Source organism: Mucilaginibacter paludis DSM 18603 (assembly GCF_000166195.2).
Classification (GTDB): Bacteria; Bacteroidota; Bacteroidia; order Sphingobacteriales; family Sphingobacteriaceae; genus Mucilaginibacter; species Mucilaginibacter paludis.
Genome location: NZ_CM001403.1, coordinates 2109164 through 2128117, shown reverse-complemented (window position 1 = coordinate 2128117; position 18954 = coordinate 2109164). Strand labels below are relative to the sequence as shown.

12 protein-coding genes are annotated in these 18954 nt (G+C 42.6%); 6 read left to right on the top strand and 6 right to left on the bottom strand.

The annotated features are described in order from the left end of the window. The first annotated feature begins 568 nt into the window (after positions 1-568). Positions 569-2095 (top strand): alpha/beta hydrolase family protein, encoded by a 1527-nt coding sequence (locus MUCPA_RS08850; protein WP_008505837.1) that lies wholly within the window; start codon positions 569-571, stop codon positions 2093-2095. A 193-nt stretch (positions 2096-2288) separates the two neighbouring features. Here MUCPA_RS08850 and MUCPA_RS08845 read toward each other — a convergent pair whose 3' ends face one another. From MUCPA_RS08845 to MUCPA_RS08820, 6 genes are all read right to left on the bottom strand, one after another. Beyond that, positions 2289-3425, bottom strand: coding sequence for a TlpA disulfide reductase family protein (locus MUCPA_RS08845; RefSeq protein ID WP_008505834.1), 1137 nt, complete (start codon positions 3423-3425; stop codon positions 2289-2291). A gap of 21 nt (positions 3426-3446) precedes the next feature. Next, positions 3447-4628, bottom strand: coding sequence for a TlpA disulfide reductase family protein (locus MUCPA_RS08840; RefSeq protein WP_008505833.1), 1182 nt, complete (start codon positions 4626-4628; stop codon positions 3447-3449). Between the two features lie 65 nt (positions 4629-4693). After that, positions 4694-6124, bottom strand: a complete 1431-nt coding sequence (locus MUCPA_RS08835) for a RagB/SusD family nutrient uptake outer membrane protein (protein WP_008505832.1) — start codon at positions 6122-6124, stop codon at positions 4694-4696. A gap of 9 nt (positions 6125-6133) precedes the next feature. Next, positions 6134-9385 (bottom strand): SusC/RagA family TonB-linked outer membrane protein, encoded by a 3252-nt coding sequence (locus MUCPA_RS08830; RefSeq protein ID WP_169316161.1) that lies wholly within the window; start codon positions 9383-9385, stop codon positions 6134-6136. A 250-nt stretch (positions 9386-9635) separates the two neighbouring features. Next, entirely contained in the window at positions 9636-10787 is a 1152-nt protein-coding gene (locus MUCPA_RS08825) for a FecR family protein (protein WP_008505830.1), read from the bottom strand. Positions 10788-10918: 131 nt separating this feature from the next. After that, positions 10919-11497: an RNA polymerase sigma factor gene (locus tag MUCPA_RS08820; protein ID WP_008505829.1), complete on the bottom strand. Its 579-nt coding sequence runs from the start codon at positions 11495-11497 to the stop codon at positions 10919-10921. Between the two features lie 366 nt (positions 11498-11863). Between MUCPA_RS08820 and MUCPA_RS08815 the strand changes: the two genes are divergently transcribed. The 5 genes from MUCPA_RS08815 (at position 11864) to MUCPA_RS08795 (ending at position 18945) form a co-directional block, all read left to right on the top strand. Further along, entirely contained in the window at positions 11864-12058 is a 195-nt protein-coding gene (locus tag MUCPA_RS08815; RefSeq protein ID WP_008505828.1) for a hypothetical protein, read from the top strand. A 181-nt stretch (positions 12059-12239) separates the two neighbouring features. After that, positions 12240-12818, top strand: coding sequence for an RNA polymerase sigma factor (locus MUCPA_RS08810; protein ID WP_008505827.1), 579 nt, complete (start codon positions 12240-12242; stop codon positions 12816-12818). 86 nt (positions 12819-12904) lie between these two features. Beyond that, positions 12905-14059, top strand: coding sequence for a FecR family protein (locus MUCPA_RS08805; RefSeq protein ID WP_008505826.1), 1155 nt, complete (start codon positions 12905-12907; stop codon positions 14057-14059). Between the two features lie 260 nt (positions 14060-14319). Then, entirely contained in the window at positions 14320-17541 is a 3222-nt protein-coding gene (locus tag MUCPA_RS08800; RefSeq protein WP_050982052.1) for a SusC/RagA family TonB-linked outer membrane protein, read from the top strand. Positions 17542-17553: 12 nt separating this feature from the next. Continuing rightward, on the top strand, positions 17554-18945 hold the full coding sequence (locus MUCPA_RS08795) for a RagB/SusD family nutrient uptake outer membrane protein (RefSeq protein WP_008505824.1): 1392 nt from the start codon (positions 17554-17556) through the stop codon (positions 18943-18945). The last annotated feature ends 9 nt before the right edge of the window (positions 18946-18954 follow it).

Here is an 18954-nt window from a genome sequence, read left to right as displayed (position 1 = left end):
GATGAAGTAGTGCAGATTGCCGGATTCGGCTAAGCCAAAAGCAGATTTGGATAAATCGTTTCACCAGAATTGATGGTTCTTAGCTCTTTCAGGAAGTCCGTGCTTAATATTGGGGTAGAAGTGTGCTGTTCTCGTGTTGAGGTTTTGAGCTTTGGCAGTTTTCCTCGAAATGTCTGACCCAGTCGCTGATATGCTGCTCCCCGCTACCGCAAGCGTGGTAATCAACTAAGTAACCAACACGCTATGGTGTACGCGGCGTGACGTATTTGTAAGCTTTAAACCCACAAGCTAAGACGTATGCGGCAGCTTAACATCTGTTATCTTCTTAAAAACTACAGTTAACCTAAGATGGACGAATTGCGCATATTATTAAGTAAAACGATAAAATGCCCGTTAGCGCTGGGGCAAAGCCCGGCTGATGATTGATTTCTAGCACAGGGCCGTGTGGAGCTTTGGAAATATTTGGCTAAGAGCTTATTAAACTTTTGAAGATGTAATTAATATGATAGGCGAGATGTGGGGAATGAATCAAAATAGTTAAATTAAGGCCTTTAACCAATGTACCTAAATGAAACGAGTTACCTTCCTGCTGTTGTTTGCGGCTATGCATGTGGCCGCTCAAGATCATCGTGCTTTGCAAACAGGCAATTTACCTGCGCCGGTAAGCTTTACATCGCAACAAGATAAAGAGAATATGATGCAGCAACTGGGTATTAAGGCGATGAGGCCCGGCCCCAGTGGTGATGAAAGTGCGCCAAACCATGCCAATATTGATGAGGGCCTGGCTAATCCTTATCCTGATTATCCGGACGCGCTCACCTTAAAAAATGGCAAAATGGTAAGTTCGCCCGAACAGTGGTGGAAACAAAGAAGGCCCGAAATAGTGGAAGATTTTGAGCGCGAAGTTTACGGCAGGGTTCCTAAAGTTGTACCCCCGGTAAACTGGGAGGTGAAGGTGACCGATAATGAGTTTATTGGTTTTACCCCGGTTATAGCGAAACAACTAATAGGGCATGTAGATAACAGCAGCTACCCCCTTATCCAGGTGAGTATCTCCATGACTTTGGTACTCCCCGCCAATGCCAAACGCCCGGTACCTGTATTGATGATGTTTGCACCAAGTGCCCTTCCGGCCCCTGCACAGCCATCTAAAGAGGAGCTGCAATTAATTAATGATGCCATGAAGGAGTTGCTGCAAAAAACAAACCCTAATTTAAAAACCGTTTTTGAACGTTACCCGGCATATCAACCTATTGCTCCACAGGTTTCGGGTTTTAATCCGTTTGCGCCGCGCCCTGCCGGCGATCCGCCTACGGCACAACAACTGATTGCTGATGGATGGGGCTATGTATTGATTGATCCGGTTAGCGTGCAGGCCGATAACGGCGCAGGTATCACCAAAGGTATTATAGGTTTAGTGAATAAAGGGCAGCCGCGTAAACCGGATGACTGGGGCACTTTAAGGGCATGGGCATGGGGCGCATCGCGCGGGATGGATTATTTACTCAAGGAGCCTATGGTTGACGGCAAGCATATAGGTATTGAAGGGGTATCGCGCTATGGTAAGGCTGCCTTGGTGGCTATGGCATTTGATGAGCGGTTTGCCATGGTGCTCATCGGCTCGTCGGGCCAGGGCGGTGCCAAACCCAGTCGGCGTAACTTTGGCGAATCGGTAGAAAGTTTGGCAAACGGCGCTCATTACTGGATGGCCGGTAATTTTATGAAATATGCCGCTTCGGAATCTGCCTTCGGATCCAAAACTGCTAATGATTTGCCGGTTGATTCGCACGAACTGATTGCCCTGTGCGCGCCGAGGCTTACTTTTATAAGCTATGGTGTACCAGCGCAAGGCGATGCGCGTTGGCTTGACCAACAAGGCAGCTATATGGCCGGTGTTGCTGCAGGCAGCGTTTTTAAATTGCTCGGCGCCCGGGATTTTGGCGTTTCGAACAACTATAAAACAGAGAAGATGCCTCCGGTAAACACGGGTTTGTTAGAGGGGCAGTTAGCGTGGCGGCAGCATGACGGAGGCCATACTGATGCACCTAATATCAAATACTTTATTCAATGGGTAGATAAATTGATGGGCCGTTAAACATTTCTGCAATTTTGAATTCCTAATGTAATTATGGATTCAGACCATGCGGGGCGGCACTTTTATGCCTCATCAAAACGATTTTCACTTTGCTTTTTTCAGCGGCAATCACGGTATTATTGAACAAGAAAACCCGAAACGATGCCATTTGCTACATCGTTTCGGGTTTGAGAAATTGACCCTTTTTTCGAGTTTATTGATGAAAAACTTCAGCGAGTTTTTTATCTAAATCTTCTCCCCTTAAATTTGGGGCAATAATCTTACCAGTTGGATCGATCAGGAAATTTTGCGGCACGGAACGGATATCGTAAAGCTTAGCCACATCATTACTCCAGTATTTAAGGTCGGATACCTGTGTCCATGTCAGGCCGTCTTTTTTAATTGCCTCCATCCAGGCATCATGCGCCCCTGGGCGGTCAAGCGAAACGCCAAGCATTTCAAAGCCTTTGTTCTTGTATTTGGCGTAAGCCTTTACATAATTGGGGTTTTCTTCACGGCAGGGGCCACACCATGATGCCCAAAAATCCAGCAGTACATACTTACCGCGAAAATCCGTTAGTTTAACGGCCTTGCCAATGGTATCATTTTGTGTAAATACCGGTGCCAGGCTTCCAATTTCTGTCGAGCGGGCGCTCATCATCCTTTTTAACAGATCCTGGCCTGCTTTAGTATTACGCACATCGGCAGATAAGCTTTTATACAAAGGCTCAACTACAATCACATCAATTTTTGACCCTCCCCATTGGCTCAAAGCCTCAACGCTCGCGTACGAATTTGGATTTTCTTTAACATATTGCAATAGCGCTGCCTTATAAACCGCAACGGCTTTGCTGTAACGGGGCTTGTATTCAGCCTGAAATTCAGGTGTCTCCCTCTTGGCCATCATGGTCAAAATATTTTCCTTAGTCAGTTCCATTATGCTATTGGTTGGCTGCATCATAAAGGTTCTGAACTTGTTATAATCCTCGTTAGTTTTAGTACCTGTTACCACTGCATATTTTATAGAATCTTTAGCATCGATTTTAATTGTGCCTTTTTCTAAGTAAAAATTTAACTGATCGGGCAAATGTCCATTGTTATATCCAACTCCCGCATTGTGGCACCATAGCCTGGCGTCTACAGGGTACGGAGGTATAGTTCCATGGAACGTACACATACCATTCATCACCCGTGCCGTATCCGAGGTAGTTTTTCCGTTAAGCTCGTATATGATACGGGCCAGCGTATGATCGGGAGCTTTATCTGCCTTCAGCTTTACAGTATATTCAACATTTTGCGCCCATGCTGCAATCGGCAACATCAACAAGGCTATTCCTATTATCTTTTTCATTATATAGTTGTTTATAATTAATTATTTGATCACTTCGTTCAACTTTTCTACCAGGTCTTCTCCGCGCAAATTTTTAGCGATGATAATACCATTCGGATCAACCAGTAAACTTTGAGGGATTGCACTAATGCCGTAAGCCACGGCAACTTCGTTTTTACGACCTTTCAGGTCGCAAACTTCTACCCAATCAAAATGATTGTCTTGGATAGCATTAATCCATAAATCTTTTTTATCATCTAAAGAAACACCGATCACTTCGAAGTTTTTATTTTTAAACTGATCATAAGCTTTGTGGATGTAAGGGTATTCCATACGGCACGGGCCGCACCAGCTTGCCCAAAAATCAACCAATACATATTTACCTTTTAATGATGATAGGGAAAAAGGTTTACCGTTCACGTCGGCTTGGGTAAAATTCATGATAGGCTGGCCGATGGCAAACTTTTTAACCATAGCAAGGTCATGCAGCATCTTTTTACCTTCTTCAGAGTTTTTAAATTTAGGTGCTAAAGCATGAAACATCAGTTCAAACGATTCCGGATCCTGAATGACTACGGCATGGCTTTTTACAATATCATAAGCTACGTATGAGCTTGGATGTGCTTTTATAAAATCGATACTAATCCGTTCAAACTGCTTGGTAAACGCGGCCTGTTTTTGCTTTAGCACAGCAATTGAGTCAGGATTTTTGGCGTGGTATAAAGCCAGATTAGTAGGGCCGGCCGCCTTTTTTAATGGCATCAAACTATTTTCGTACGCCATATATTCAGCTTGTACGGGGTTGTCAACAACAGCCGAGTTTAAATTATTGCCTGTTATAGTGGTGGTACCTGGGGTTAAATAAAATGATTGGCCATCGGTTGCTGGAACAATATCACCTACCTTATAATTATGAGGTGGCGGCGGGTTAAACGATCTTAAATAAAGGTTAACCTTGTAGGGCCGGGCAATGGTACCTTCCAGGTGAAACGCACCATTTTTTACAACGGCTGAGTCTCTTATAAAAACCTCTTTAGACGGGCTGTAACTAAACAGCACCTTCATGTCTTTGGTTAAGCCATTAATTTTACCATTGATCACATATTTTTGCTGCGCATTGGCACTAATAGCTAATGCTAACAGTATAACCGATGGTAATAAGTATTTGCCAATTTTTTGAATACCAAATACAGGCGGCCAAACCGCAGAAATGTTCTTTTCCATGTTTATTGATTTTTAGAAATGAAAAGATTAAGGTGGAAGCCTGTTAAAGTTTCCACCTTAAATAATTAATTATAACCAGGGTTTTGAGAGATATTAGGATCGAGTGTTATTTCTGCCGTCGGTAAGGGATATAAAGCTGCTGTTGGTTTCCAGAAAGTTGGTTTAGCCGCACCTAAAACCGCATTGATGGTTCCCCAGCGTTTTAAATCATACCAGCGGTGGCCCCATTCGCAATTGAACTCAATTTTACGTTCCTGCACAATGGCAGCCATCAGATCGGTTGTGCCGGTAACTGTGGTAGCTGCTAAACCGGCCCGTTGCCTTATCATGTTAATGTCAGACTGTGCACCGGTCGGGTTATTTTGCATTAAACGAGCTTCCGCCCTGATTAAAAATTGCTCTGCAAGCCTCAAAACGGTATAATACTCAGCATTGGCGCTAAGTGTTACATTTTTATATTTTGAGGGATAGGTATAATTAGTACCCTGGTACGCAACAGAGGTAGTCCAGGCGGCTTTACGTGCATCGCCTGGCTCAAAACTATTGATTAGTGAATTACTTATATAATAGGTAGGTATCTTGCTTGTTTGGCTAAATATACTTGAGGCGTAGTAAGTATAACCATTGCCGTCATTATACAACTGCCATATAGCCTCGGCCGGGGTGCTGCCTGCGGGAGTAAAAATCTTGGTAAGATCGGTAGGTAAAGTAAATAAGGAGTTATTGATGATGGTGGTAGCTTGTGCCTCGGCGTCGGCCCAGTTTCCGGTATACAGGTCAACCCTGGCCAGCATTGCGGTTGCTATCAATTTGTTTACGCGTGTTCTGGCACCACCAGATATGGTTGTATAGTCTGCCGGTAAGGTAGCCTGTGCAAATTTCAGGTCGGCAATTATTTGAGAATAAATAGTGGCAACGGGCGTTCTGGGCAAAGTATTATTTACACCAGGATCGGTATTCAACACCAAGGGTACGTCTCCAAATGAATTTACCAAATAAAAATAAGCAAATGCACGTATAAAACGGGCCTCGGCAATAGCCTGGTTTTGGAACCGAACTGAAATAGCGCCATTACCTGTTACGCCTGCTATCAGGGCATTGGCATTATAAATAGCACTGTATGATTGATTATAGATAGCCCCCGTACCATCATCTGACGATAAAATATTATTATTAATGTAAGGATCATTTAGCGGACCGATGTATTGTAATTCATCGGCAGTAAAGCCGGGAATTGTTGACAGGCTAAAGCGATACGGGCTGCTTTGCAAAGCTAAACCATTAACATACATACCCGCTATTGCCGCCTGTATGGTAACGGAATCGGTAAATACACTGCTTTGCAATATAGTTGAACCCGATGGATTTATATCTAACAATTTTTTACAACTGTTAAGCGAACTCAACATGAAGCAACTGATAACTAATACTGTTATTTTATATACGGCACCATATTTTATATGATGGGGGTAATTGTCTTTTTGATCTTTTTTCATGATTAAACTTTAAAAAGTAATTTTAACACCTGTTACAATCATCCTTAGTGTTGGTTCTGCAATGCTCGACAATGTTTCCGGGTCATAACCCTTGTAATGGGTAAAGGTTAACAGGTTTTGTCCGTGTAAATAAACCTGGAATGTTGACATCCTTAATTTTTTGGCCCATACCTGCGGAACATTGTAGGATAACGACACGTTTTTTAAGCGAAGAAACGAAGCATCCTGAATAGCAGCATCCGACTGGGTGTAATAAGAATAAAAGTTAGTTGGATATGCGGTGCCGAATGTAGCCGAGTATTTGAATGGCAGATCGAGAATAGATTGCGCAATATTATTGGCGGTACCAGGGTAACCTAAAAGATCGCCGCGTTGGGCTGTCCGTTTAACAAACTGGAACAGAAAATCCAAGGTGAGGCCTTTGTACGAAATCGTATTATCCAGGCCCCCATAAAATTTAGGATCGCTGTTACCATCAATAATATAATCGCCAGTGCCGTTTGCTAAATAAGCTGCAGTAATTTTGCCATCGTTATTAACATCCTGCACGGTAGCTACACCGTTTACAATGCCTGTTGAGTGATAAACAAAACGTGTATTGAGTGATTGGCCAATCACGTAGCTATTGGCATAACTTGGATTGTTAGCTAAATTAGGAAACGCTGCTAACTTGTTTTGCGGAATAGTAAAATTTAAAGAGGAAGTCCATCTAATACCTTTATTTTTGATATTAACAGTTGTTAACTCCAATTCTAAACCCTGGTTTTGTACAATTGCGCCGTCAGGCAAATTTGCAGCACTTAAACTGCTAAAGCCATCATGCGGAGGTAATGGTGTAGTTCCAAGCAGATGGCTGGTACGGTTGCGGTAAGCATCTGCCGAGAAAAATATCCTGTCATGCAAAAATCCTAACTCCATCGCTACGTCTAACTTACTGGTTTGCTCCCATTGTAAATTGGGGTTGGATATAGATGTTGGGGCAAGGGCGGTTGTTGGCCCGTAAGAAAATTGTGCTGAAGAATAGGTACTCAGGTAAGAATAATCTTGCAAAACCTTGTCGTTACCTACCGAGCCGTAACTCGTTTTCAATTTACCAAAGCTTAACCATGTTAAGTTTTTAGCAAAATTTTCTTTAGAGAATATCCAGGCAAAGGCCCCGCTTCCAAAATTTCCGAAAGGCTTATTTGAGCCGAAACGTGATGAACCATCGCGACGAATATTTGCGCTAACCAGATACTTATCATCCCATGCGTATTCTGCGCGGGCAAATCCGGAATCGTATTTATAATCAGTATACCCTGATGTTTTTAATAATATTGTTGTGGCATTTAAACTGTTTACCAATTGTATATTGCTATAAATTCCCAATATATAATAGGGTTGCACAGTTTGTGTTTCTTGCCAGGTACCACCCACAATAGCTGTTAATTTACCTTTGCCCCAAGTGTGTGTATAAGTGGCCTGAGGTTCAATAATATACGTTTTAATATAGTTATTCCCCAGCGTAACGCTTGGAGTTGGATTAAATGCCGGGTTAGCGGCTGCTATTGGTGCAATATATGTACTATTAACATTGTCATAATTATAGCCTGCATTAACCTTTAAATCAAGGCCAGGTATTACCATATAATGCAAAGTTGCATTGGTTACCATGTTATTAGATTTTAGTGCATACGTTGCATTGAACGGTGCCAATGGATTGGTGTAACCTCCCGACCAATTGTAGGCACCTGTATTGGTATAAATCGGGAAGTTTGGCGGCAAACCGTAATTACCTGTACTTAAGGTATAATTAGGCACTGCATTATTATCTACATTGTAACTTACAGAAACTAACGCACCGAATTTGTTATCGTGGCTGTGGTGCTGCATATTCAAATGGAACTGTACCCCATCGTCTCCGGCATTAGTTGGCAGTATGGTAGATTCGTGGCGGTAATTGCCTCCAAATAAAAACTGGGTAAATTGGTCGCCTCCCGAAATATCAAATGTTGCCTTGGTTTGATGCTGGGTATTACCCATTACTAATTTGGTAAAGTCTGTATAAGCATGTTGATCGTACACCGTCAGATCTGATGCATTTGAAGCAGTTGGTACAACCGTGCCATTGCTTATGATTGCATCATTGGCAAAAGCCTGGCGCCTGATACTTAAATATTGATCAGTGCCCAACAACGGAATAGTATGTGTTACGTTACCAAAACCACTGCTAAAGTCTACGTTCACCTTGGTATTGCCAGCCTTACCTTTTTTGGTGGTAATTAACACCACGCCATTGGCGCCCCTTGAACCATAGATTGCCGTAGCATCAGCATCTTTTAATATATCTATAGTTTCAATATCGGTAGGGTCTATCGTGCTTAAAGGGCTGATTGATGGAGTGATACTAAAGGCACCAACGGTACGTTCTACCGGTTTACTGTTGAAAGGAATACCGTTAATAACATATAATGGAGCACCGGCATCAATATTCAGGTTAGCAATACTATTCTGACCCCTGATCTGGATATTAAACGGAGCGCCTGCATAACCTGAAGTTTGCGTTATAAAGGCGCCGGCAACACGGCCTTCTAAGCCGAGTATCGGGTTAGATACAGGTTGTTGATCAAGTTCCTTGCTGGTCACCTGGCTCACAGATCCTGTGCTTAAACGGCGTGTAGTAGTTTCGTAGCCTACTACCACAACCTCGTCCAGTTTGGAATTACTTATTTCTAAAGTAATCGTTCCCATTTCGGCCTTAACATTGAGTTCTTTAGATAAAAAACCAATAGAGCTAATTACAACTACCGCTTTATCACTTACGCCTTGCATAAAAAAATTACCGTTTACATCTGTTGTAGTAGCCTGGCTTCTATCTTTTAGTAAAACGGTAGCACCTGGAATAGGCAAACCTTTATCATCCGTAACCTTGCCGTGAATAGTGATGGGGATAGCCAGATATTTGATGATTTTATCCATCAGGCCCTCGGGCTTTTCCTTAATTACTATCGTCTTGTCGATAATGGTATAGCTAAAGGGCTTCCCTTTTAATACTTCGCTCAAAGCTTGGTCCAGGGTTGCATCTTTAAGATCGACGTTAGCAGAACCAGCTTGTTCAACCAGTGTATTGTTAAAAAATAAAGCATATCCGCTTTGTTTTTTAATGCTTTGCAACGCTTTCTTTAATGAGATCTCATTGCCTTTCAGGGATATTTTCTGGGCGAGTGTTCCGGCAGAAACCTGAAGAAAAGCGATGGTCGTGATCAATATTGTGAGTTTCATCGCTAAAATGAATTGATGTGCAGGGTATCTACTTTTTACATAAGTTTCCCTGCAAAAGTTTAAATGCATACTTTTGTCATGTTTGGGTGAGTGAATGAATTTCTGTCGCAAGAATTTTAAAAGGTGACCCAACTTATTGGCCGGGAGTATTAGAGCACTTCCGGTTATTTTTTTGGTACCTGTTTTGAATAAGTAATTTTAATATTACATAGGCTACGGGTTTAAAGTGTGATCAATCATTATCAATATTTCAAGATGTTACAATTAATTTCCGTCCTTCTATCCGGAAGTGAATACCACCCTGTTCAAAAATTTGCAATACATTAGCCAGGTTGGTGTTTCGGCGCAGGTCACCCGCAAACTTGTAGTCGGTTATTTTGCCTTCATAAGCTACTTCCACATCATACCAGCGTGCAACCTGGCGCATCAGTGTCTTCACATCAGTATTATCAAAATGAAATAAGCCATTTTTCCATGCTATGGCTTGCTCCACATCAGCTTCTTTTACGTTATAACCACCACCCGCTAAAGCCGCCTCCTGGCCCGGCAATAGCATGGCAGCGTATCCCTGAGCGGTTAATTTAACTTTGCCTTCGAGCAACGTAGTTTTGGCTGCCGGCTCGTCAGCGTAAGCATTGATATTGAAATGTGTGCCCAGTACTTCTACAGTTTGCCCATTAAAAACTACCCGGAAAGGCTTGGCTGCATTATGCGCAACCTCAAAATAAGCCTCGCCTGTAATTTCTACCCGGCGCTCATTGCCAGTAAATGCTGTTGGGTATTTAATGGAAGACGCGGCATTCAGCCAAACGCCGGTACCATCCTCTAAAGTCAAATGATATTGGCCGCCTCTGGGCGTGGCCATCGTATTATAAGTTAATGCCTCGCTAACCTGAACCGCTTGCGCTGAGTTGTAAACAACGTTACCATCTGCCGTTTTATTGATGGTAGCACCACCTTCTGCAGCCAGCTGGCCGTTCTGGGCTCCGGTTAAAACAATTTGCCTGCCGTTGCCTAAGGTAAGCACGGCCCTGTTACTGCCCGGCATTATTACTGCAGCCTGCGAGTGGGTATTGTTTGATACTGTATTTTGACGGGTGATGAAATACGCACCAACTGAAAGGCATAGTAATAAAGAAGCTGCCGCGGCTATGCGTGGCCACATCCGCACCGGTTGGCTAACATCATGGCTACTCTCCTGTATTCCGGCTTTTGCAAAAATGGCCCGGTGTATTCTGGCTTCCAGTTCTTCTTCGGTAAAGTCTCCTTTTACCTCGTGCCTGGTATCATCAAATTCATTGTACCAACTATCAAAGTCCACCTTTTCCTTTTCGGAAATTGTGCCGAACAACCACTTCCTGGCTAATTCTAATAAGTTTCTATCCGGTTTTTGTAAAGACATTCAGATGCGCTTTATTAGATAACCGTTTATAAAACAAAAATCCCTTAGTGGGTGCTTGGTTTTTTTACAAAAAAAATTAAAAGATGGATTTTACGCCAGTGTTGGCGAAAATGCTAGAGAAAAAAGAAAATTTATAGATAAATAAACAGAATAATACTAAATAAACTTCCAAATGCAGTACGCATTGTTTTTTTTGCTCTTGAAAGATGAGCTTCTACCGTTTTTTCTGAAATATTTAGCTTTTCAGCGATTTGTTTTTGCGAGTAACCCTGTTCATGTTTTAAACGGAAAACCAATTGGCACTTTTCGGGCAGTCCATTAACCGTCAATTGCAATTTTTGCTGTAGTTCCTGCATGTCCAGCTGCCTTAGCGTACTGAGATCTGCTTCGGCATAGGTAGCTAATAATTCCTTATCATAAGCTGAAGCGGTTATGCGTTTACGCATAACATCCAATATTTCAAACTTAACCGCCACCGCAAAATAGTTATTGAATCCCGTAGTCAAACGGAAATCAGCATGCTTGCGCCAAAGGTTTAGAAAAATATCCTGAACGATCTCTTCCGCCTCATTCTCATCACCAAGGCGCTTACTGGCAATTATATAGATCTTTTTCCAGTAGCGTTTATAGATTTCGGTAAACGCACGGTGATCCCCTTCTCTGAGCAGAGCTGCCAATTCGTTATCGGTGTAGTTGATATAGGGAATCATTCCGTTTGCAATAACGAATATAACAATAATTTAATACTAAGTTAAAAGCATAGCTAAAAACTCAATATTTCAAAACCAAGCGATTATTTTAAACTAAGCCATAGTACCAACCGTTACCGGTGCGGCCTCCTCAGCAGGCTGACCGTATCGGGGTGCGATTTTCAGCCCGGAACTTGCTCTGAGGTTTAAAATGAAGGATCCGGATTTTACCCGCAAGCGGAAACAGTCATTCAGTGGTATATTGCTCTTGATTGTATTTTTAATTTTTTAAGAAAAAGCCCGGTAATTGAAATTGGTGGCTTTGTACGTCATTTAAATCAACATCTTTCTTCTGAAAAGAACAGGCATTTTACCACAAGCGTCTTTATGCAAAACATCACCCTGCTGATCCATCCCTGGATATCCAAAATTACTCATCATACTCCGGTATTGGAATTGCTTATCCTGGTATGTATATCCGCGGTTGTAGTGCGGCACATCATGACTTATATCGTTGGCTCAAACAAAAAACTGTCCGCTGTCTCCAAAGCGAATGTTGTTGTTGAGGATGAACACGACTAATGATGCGACTATAAGTTATTGCTTATGAGTTTTTTTCTGAAACTTGGTTACCCGCAACGGTGAAATTTGATGTGTCTCTATCCTATCCCCATAACAAGGTGCCAACTTATCCTATCCCTTATTCGCACAACAATAGTTAATTCCAGGTTAATTTATCGTTATATTCGTTATCTGAATACAAGTGGCGAATTATAATCTATATACCGATCAGCAATTAGTGTCTTTATTAAAGGATAATGACCAGGTTGCGTACACTGAAATTTACGATCGCTATCAGGGCCTGTTGTATATTTATGCCTGTAAAATTACTAAGGACGAAAGCGAGGCTGAGGACATTGTTCAGGAAGTGTTTTTCTACCTTTGGGATAAACGGGCTGCCATTTTATTCAATACTTCCTTATCGTCATACCTTTATAGCGCGGTACGGTATAAATTTTTTAATTTGCTTGATCATAAAAAGGTGAGGGCCAATTATGTGGAATCGTTGCAGCGATTTATTGAGATCGGAAATATAGAAGCCGATTATGCTATTCGAGAGAAAGAATTAACGATCCTTATTGAAAAAGAAATCTCTCTTTTGCCAATTAAAATGCGCGAGGTGTTTGAGCTAAGCCGGAAAGCCCAGCTTTCACATAAAGAAATTGCCGAAAAATTGAGAATTTCAGAAAAAACAGTAAAAAATCAGATTAATAATGCCTTAAAAGAACTTAGAATGAAGCTTGGTGTGATGGCTTTCTTGCTTATTCTGACCAGATTTTAGTCTTTCTGAAAAAAAAGTAAAATTAACCTGGGCCCTAACCTCGTTTCAACTTACATGTATCAAATCGCAATTGCGGACAGGGATACATGGAACAAAAATACGCACCCGGAGAATTAATTAAAAAGTATAACGAAGGTACCTGTAGCGAGGAGGAGAAAGCCATTGTTGAAAGTTGGCATTTAAACGACCTCGCCGAAAGTACCTTTGTACCATCGGAAGAAAGCATCAGGTCTTTGAATACTAAAATGCGGCAAACCATTATTGCCCATTCTCAATCTGCCCCCATCGTACGCAAATTATGGCCACGCATCGCCGCGGCCGCTTCAATTTTATTATTCCTTTCTGTTGGGGCATATCTGTACTTTAATAAAGCTGAAACAAAGCAGCAAACCGCCCAAAACCAAATACAGGATATAACGCCCGGCACTAACAAAGCAACTATTACCCTGGCTAATGGTAAGCAAATTGTTTTAACAGATGCAAAAACTGGCTTATTAGCTAATCAGGGCAGCGCCGCCATCAACAAAACCGCCGATGGGCAAGTTATTTACAATGCTTCAAAAGCATCCCCAACCGGGAGAGATTTAGAGGGGGCTACTTATAATACCATGAGCACTCCGCGCGGTGGCCAGCATGGGCTCATTTTATCGGATGGAACAAAAGTATGGCTCGACGCGGCTTCTTCCATCACGTTCCCCGTGGCCTTTACTGGGAAAGATAGGTCGGTGAAAATTACCGGCCAGGTTTATTTTGAGGTGGTGCACAATGCTGCCCAACCATTCCGGGTAACGGTAAAGGGGCAAACCATTGAAGATTTGGGCACCCATTTTAATATTAGCGCTTATGATGATGAGCCCGCTGTGATAACCACCTTGATTGAGGGCAGCGTACAGGTAGCTACGGGTGAACAAGTGGCTTTATTGCAGCCTGGTGAGGAAGCTTTGGTTGGCAACGGAACTCATAAAATAGCGGTACATCAGGCAAATGTTCAACAAGCCATTGCCTGGAAGGATGGTTTGTTCCGTTTTAACCAAACAGAGCTAAAAACTATTATGCGGCAAATATCGCGCTGGTATGATCTGGATGTAATTTACGAGGGAAATGTGGTTAATGATGCCTTCGATGGGCAAATTCCGCGGGATGTTAAATTATCCCAATTGTTAAAAATACTGGCCTCCAACCAGATACACTTCCAGGTTGAAAATAGAGGAAATAGTAAAACGCTGGTTATTAAACCTTAAATAGAACAATTAACAAATTATTTTATCGACTTAAAAAAATAAAGAAACATGGAAAAATAAATACAAGCAAAACAACAAAGGTGCTTAAGAAACTAACCGGAAGTGCTGGAAACACTCCCGGAGAAAGTTGGGGCACCTAAAAAATTCTATTCGACTGAAATTATTACGCTAACCCCTAACCGTACAAAAGTATGAATTTAAACTTATGTGCTGAAATTGCGCACACAAGGCGATTTTTTGCATCTCAATTATTCAAGGTCATGAAGCTAACGGTATTTATTATCACCCTCGCTTGCCTTCAGGTATCCGCTAAAGTTTACTCGCAAATCAGTCTGTCTGAAAAAAATGCGTCACTGTCAAAAGTCATTAACATGATCCAGCAGCAAAGCGGGTATTCCTTTTTTTACAAACACAGTTTATTGCGCGATATCCATATTTCTGCCGATTTAAAAAATGCTACGCTGGCAGATGCGCTGAATAAAGTGCTGGCAGAGCAGCAATTAACTTATGAAATAATTGACAAGAGTGTAGTGATCAAAAAGAAAGAAATTTCGTTTTTGGATCAATTGATCAATGCCATTAAAGCCATAGATGTTCATGGAAAAGTGGTTGACGAAAAAGGTGAGCCATTGCCGGGCGCAACCATATTGGTAAAAGGGAGGAATTTGTTAACTACGACCAGCATAGCCGGCGAATTTAGTTTAACAGGAATTGATGAAAAAGCCGAGATCACGATATCATCAGTAGGTTATAAAATGATAACCATTAAAGCCGCTAAAGAAATGGGAACTATCCGGATGGAGGTTTTGATATCGGCGCTCGACCAGGTACAGGTTATTGCCTACGGTACTACCACCAAGCGCTTGAATACCGGAGATATAACTACCATTAAAGCCGATGATATTGCCAACGAACCTATATCCAATCCGTTAATGGTTTTAGAAGGTAACGTGCCTGGTTTAAATCTTAAACAAGCCAGTGGCCAAACCGGGTCGGGAGTAAATATACAGATCAGGGGATACAATTCTATCCAGCAAGGCAGCGCACCCTTATATATTGTTGACGGAGTGCCTTATCCGGGTTCGTCCATAGGCACATTTAGTTTTGGAAATGGGGGCCAAAGCCCGCTTGAAAGTTTAAATCCATCGGACATAGAATCCATTGATGTACTAAAGGATGCGGACGCAACGGCAATTTATGGTTCAAGGGGTGCCAATGGTGTGATCCTGATTACAACCAAAAAAGGGAAAGCCGGAAATACAAAATTCAATGCGACTGTTTACCAGGGCAATGCGGATGTATCCCGGAAACTTGACCTTTTAAATACGCCGCAGTATATCCAGATGCGCCAGGAGGCATTTAAAAACGACGGAATTACCCCCACAGCTGTAAATGCCCCCGACCTGGTATCGTGGGATAACAATAGATACACAGACTGGCAAAAGATGCTGATTGGTGGTACCGCACATCATACCAATGCCAATGCCTCTTTATCGGGTGGATCTGAAAATACACAATATGTATTTAGCATGAACTATAACCGCCAGACCTCGGTTTTGCCGGGAAGTGAAGCTGAAACGCGTGGAGTAGGCCGATTCAGCATCAACAACAAATCTAATAACGGCAAATTCAAGATGTCGGTAAGCGGAAGCTACAGTGTGGACGATAATGAACTTCCTCAAATAGATTTAACAAGGTATATTCTTTTGGCACCAAATGCACCGTCTTTATACGATCAAAACGGCAATTTGAACTGGTCTGAAAATGGAGGTTCCTTTACCAATCCATTGAGTTTTCTGCTAAAAAAGAATACTTTAAAAACGGATAACTTTTTGGGGAATCTCAGTTTAAGTTACGAGGTGATCCCTGGCCTGTTCTTGAAAACCACGGCGGGTTATAATCTTATCCAACTGGGTTATATCTCTTTAACGCCGTTAGCTTCGCAGGACCCGTCAACATCCAGAACCGCTACAGCTACTTTTCAGGATGTTACCGGCAAAAACTGGAACATAGAACCCCAGTTAGAATATATTGTAAGCTTAGGCAAGGGTAAATTAGACGCCCTTTTTGGAACAAGCATTGAGGACAATGTTCAAAACGTCAATAATATCCTGGCAACAGGTTTCCCCAGCGATAATGTATTAACAGCAGCCGAGTTTGCTACCACGGTAACCGCCCAAACGTCGCTGGTAGAATACCGGTATCAGGCTTTATTTGCCCGCTTAAACTATGCCTGGGATAATAAGTACCTGCTGAACATCACTGCCCGTAGGGATGGCTCATCGCGGTTTGGGTCTGATAAGCAGGTATCGAACTTTGGAGCTGTGGGAGCAGCATGGATCTTTAGCGACGAAAATTTCATCAAAAAATCGGTTCCGTTTTTAAGTTTCGGAAAATTGCGCGGCAGCTATGGTGTTACCGGAAATGATCAGATAGGCGATTACCAATACCTTGATAACTACAGCTCGGCCCTTGCCTATCAAGGCCAGGTGAGTTACACCCCATCCCGCTTGTTCAATGCGGATTATAGCTGGGAGATTACCAAAAAACTGGAGGGAGCCATTGAGTTAGGTGCCCTCTCTAACAGGGTCAACCTGACCGTTGCCTATTTCAGGGACAGGAGCGGTAACCAGCTGGTTAGCTATACCTTGCCCGGGCAAACCGGTTTTACCAGTATACTGGCCAATTTTCCTGCCCTGGTGCAAAATTCCGGTTGGGAATATACCCTGGCAACTACTAATATCCACGCAGCTAAATTTACATGGAGCACATCTGCCAACCTTACCGTTCTGGAAAACAAATTACTGGCTTTTCCAAACCTGGCTACATCAAGCTATGCCAGCAGCTTAGTTATTGGCCAGCCTACAACTATCCAAAAGTATCTTGTTGCACAAGGGGTTAATCCAACAACCGGCCTTTATCAGTTTAACGGCACATCCATTCCAACAAACGAAACCAGCGTTACCAACACCACGCCTAAATTTTATGGGGGTATAACCAATAGCTTTACTTATGGTAACTTTGATCTGAGTTTTTTATTCCAGTTTGTTAAACAAAACGGAGTTAGCGAATTTGGTGCATTTCCATACGCACCGGGCGTTTTAACAACAGGTGCTTTATCAAACCAACCCGCATCTGTGCTTGCAAGGTGGCAAGCTCCAGGGGATGTTACAAGCATACAAAAATTTACCACGTCAAATACGGCATACACTTATTTAGCATACTCCGATGCTTCTGTTACCGACGCCTCATTTATCAGGCTCAAGAATATTGCATTTGATTACCGGTTACCTGCAAATTTAATGCATAGAATCAAACTCAACTCGTGTAAAGTTTTTATACAGGGCCAAAACCTGCTAACCATTACCCGATACAAAGGGCTCGACCCCGAAACCGCAACCTTTAACGGGCAAGGCTTTTCGGCGGGCCTGGTATTGCCTACTTTAAAAACACTGGTTATTGGTATTCAAACATCTCTATAAAAAGCAGCAATCATGAAATTATTAATTACAAAGCCAATTAGTATAGTTTTAGTGCTAGTTGTTTCCATATTTTGTCTGTCGTCCTGTAAAAAATACCTCACGGTAGATGCCCCTAACAATAAGCTTTCAACGGCTTCTGTATTTGGCGACAGTACCAGCGCCTCGTCGGCCATAGTTGGTATTTACAGCACCGTAGCCGCTTCCAATACTTCGTATCTGGCCTATTTACCACGAACGGCAAGCTTGTGTTCGGATGAATTGAGCAACAATGCCACCAGGACCGGAGATATGGTCGACTTCGGCAACAATACCATTTCGTCCACCAATGCAACTTTAAACAGTATGTGGGTTGGCCTATACTCATCCATCTATCAGGCTAACGCGGTTATAGATGGTGTAACCAACTCTTCCGGTATCACACCCAGCGCAAAAAATACGCTGATCGCCGAGTCCAAATTTATCAGGGCCTTTTGTCTTTTCTACCTGACGAATCTATGGGGAGACGTCCCTTTAACTGTTTCAACAGACTATACGGTTACGGGTTCATTGGGGCGTGCTCCATCAGCCGGTGTTTACGCTCAAATCATCAGCGATTTAACAGCTGCACAAACCTATCTGCCGGTTACCTATCTTACAGCTACCCGGGTGCGGCCCAACAAGTGGACCGCTGCTGCATTACTGGCCCGCGTTTATTTATACCAGCAAAATTGGCAAATGGCCGAAGCTACATCCAATAATATCATCAACTCAGGCTTATATCCGCTTTCGGCCCTGAATGCGACATTTTTAGCAACGAGCCAGGAAACGGTTTGGCAGATATACCCGGCATTCAATGTTTTTTATAATTCTTTTGATGGAAACTCCTATGTGACTTCAAGTGCTTCAGTGATACCGAATTACCTTTTATCGCCAAATTTTTTATCTTCCATAGAAACAGGCGACCAAAGGAACATTAATTGGATAGGCACCCAGGTTGTTGCCGGTGTTACCTATAAGTATCCTTACAAGTATAAAGTCAGAAGAGGGTCAACCCCGCCAACGGAATACAATGTGATATTCAGGTCTGCCGAGCAGTACCTGATCAGAGCTGAAGCAAGAGCGCAACAAGGAACTAATTTAGCAGGTGCGGCCAGTGATATTAATGTGGTAAGAACCCGGGCGGGCCTACCCAATACCACAGCAAGCACCCAATTAACATTGCTGAATGCCGTTTACCAGGAAAGACGGGTTGAGCTTTTTGCCGAATGGGGAACAAGATGGTTCGACTTGAAGCGCACGGGCCAGGCAGATGCCGTATTAAAAATCGTAAAAAACAGTACCTGGAAATCAACCTCCGTTTTATGGCCTATTCCAAGCCCGCAGTTATTGAACAATCCTTACCTGGTACAAAACCCAGGGTATTAAATACACACT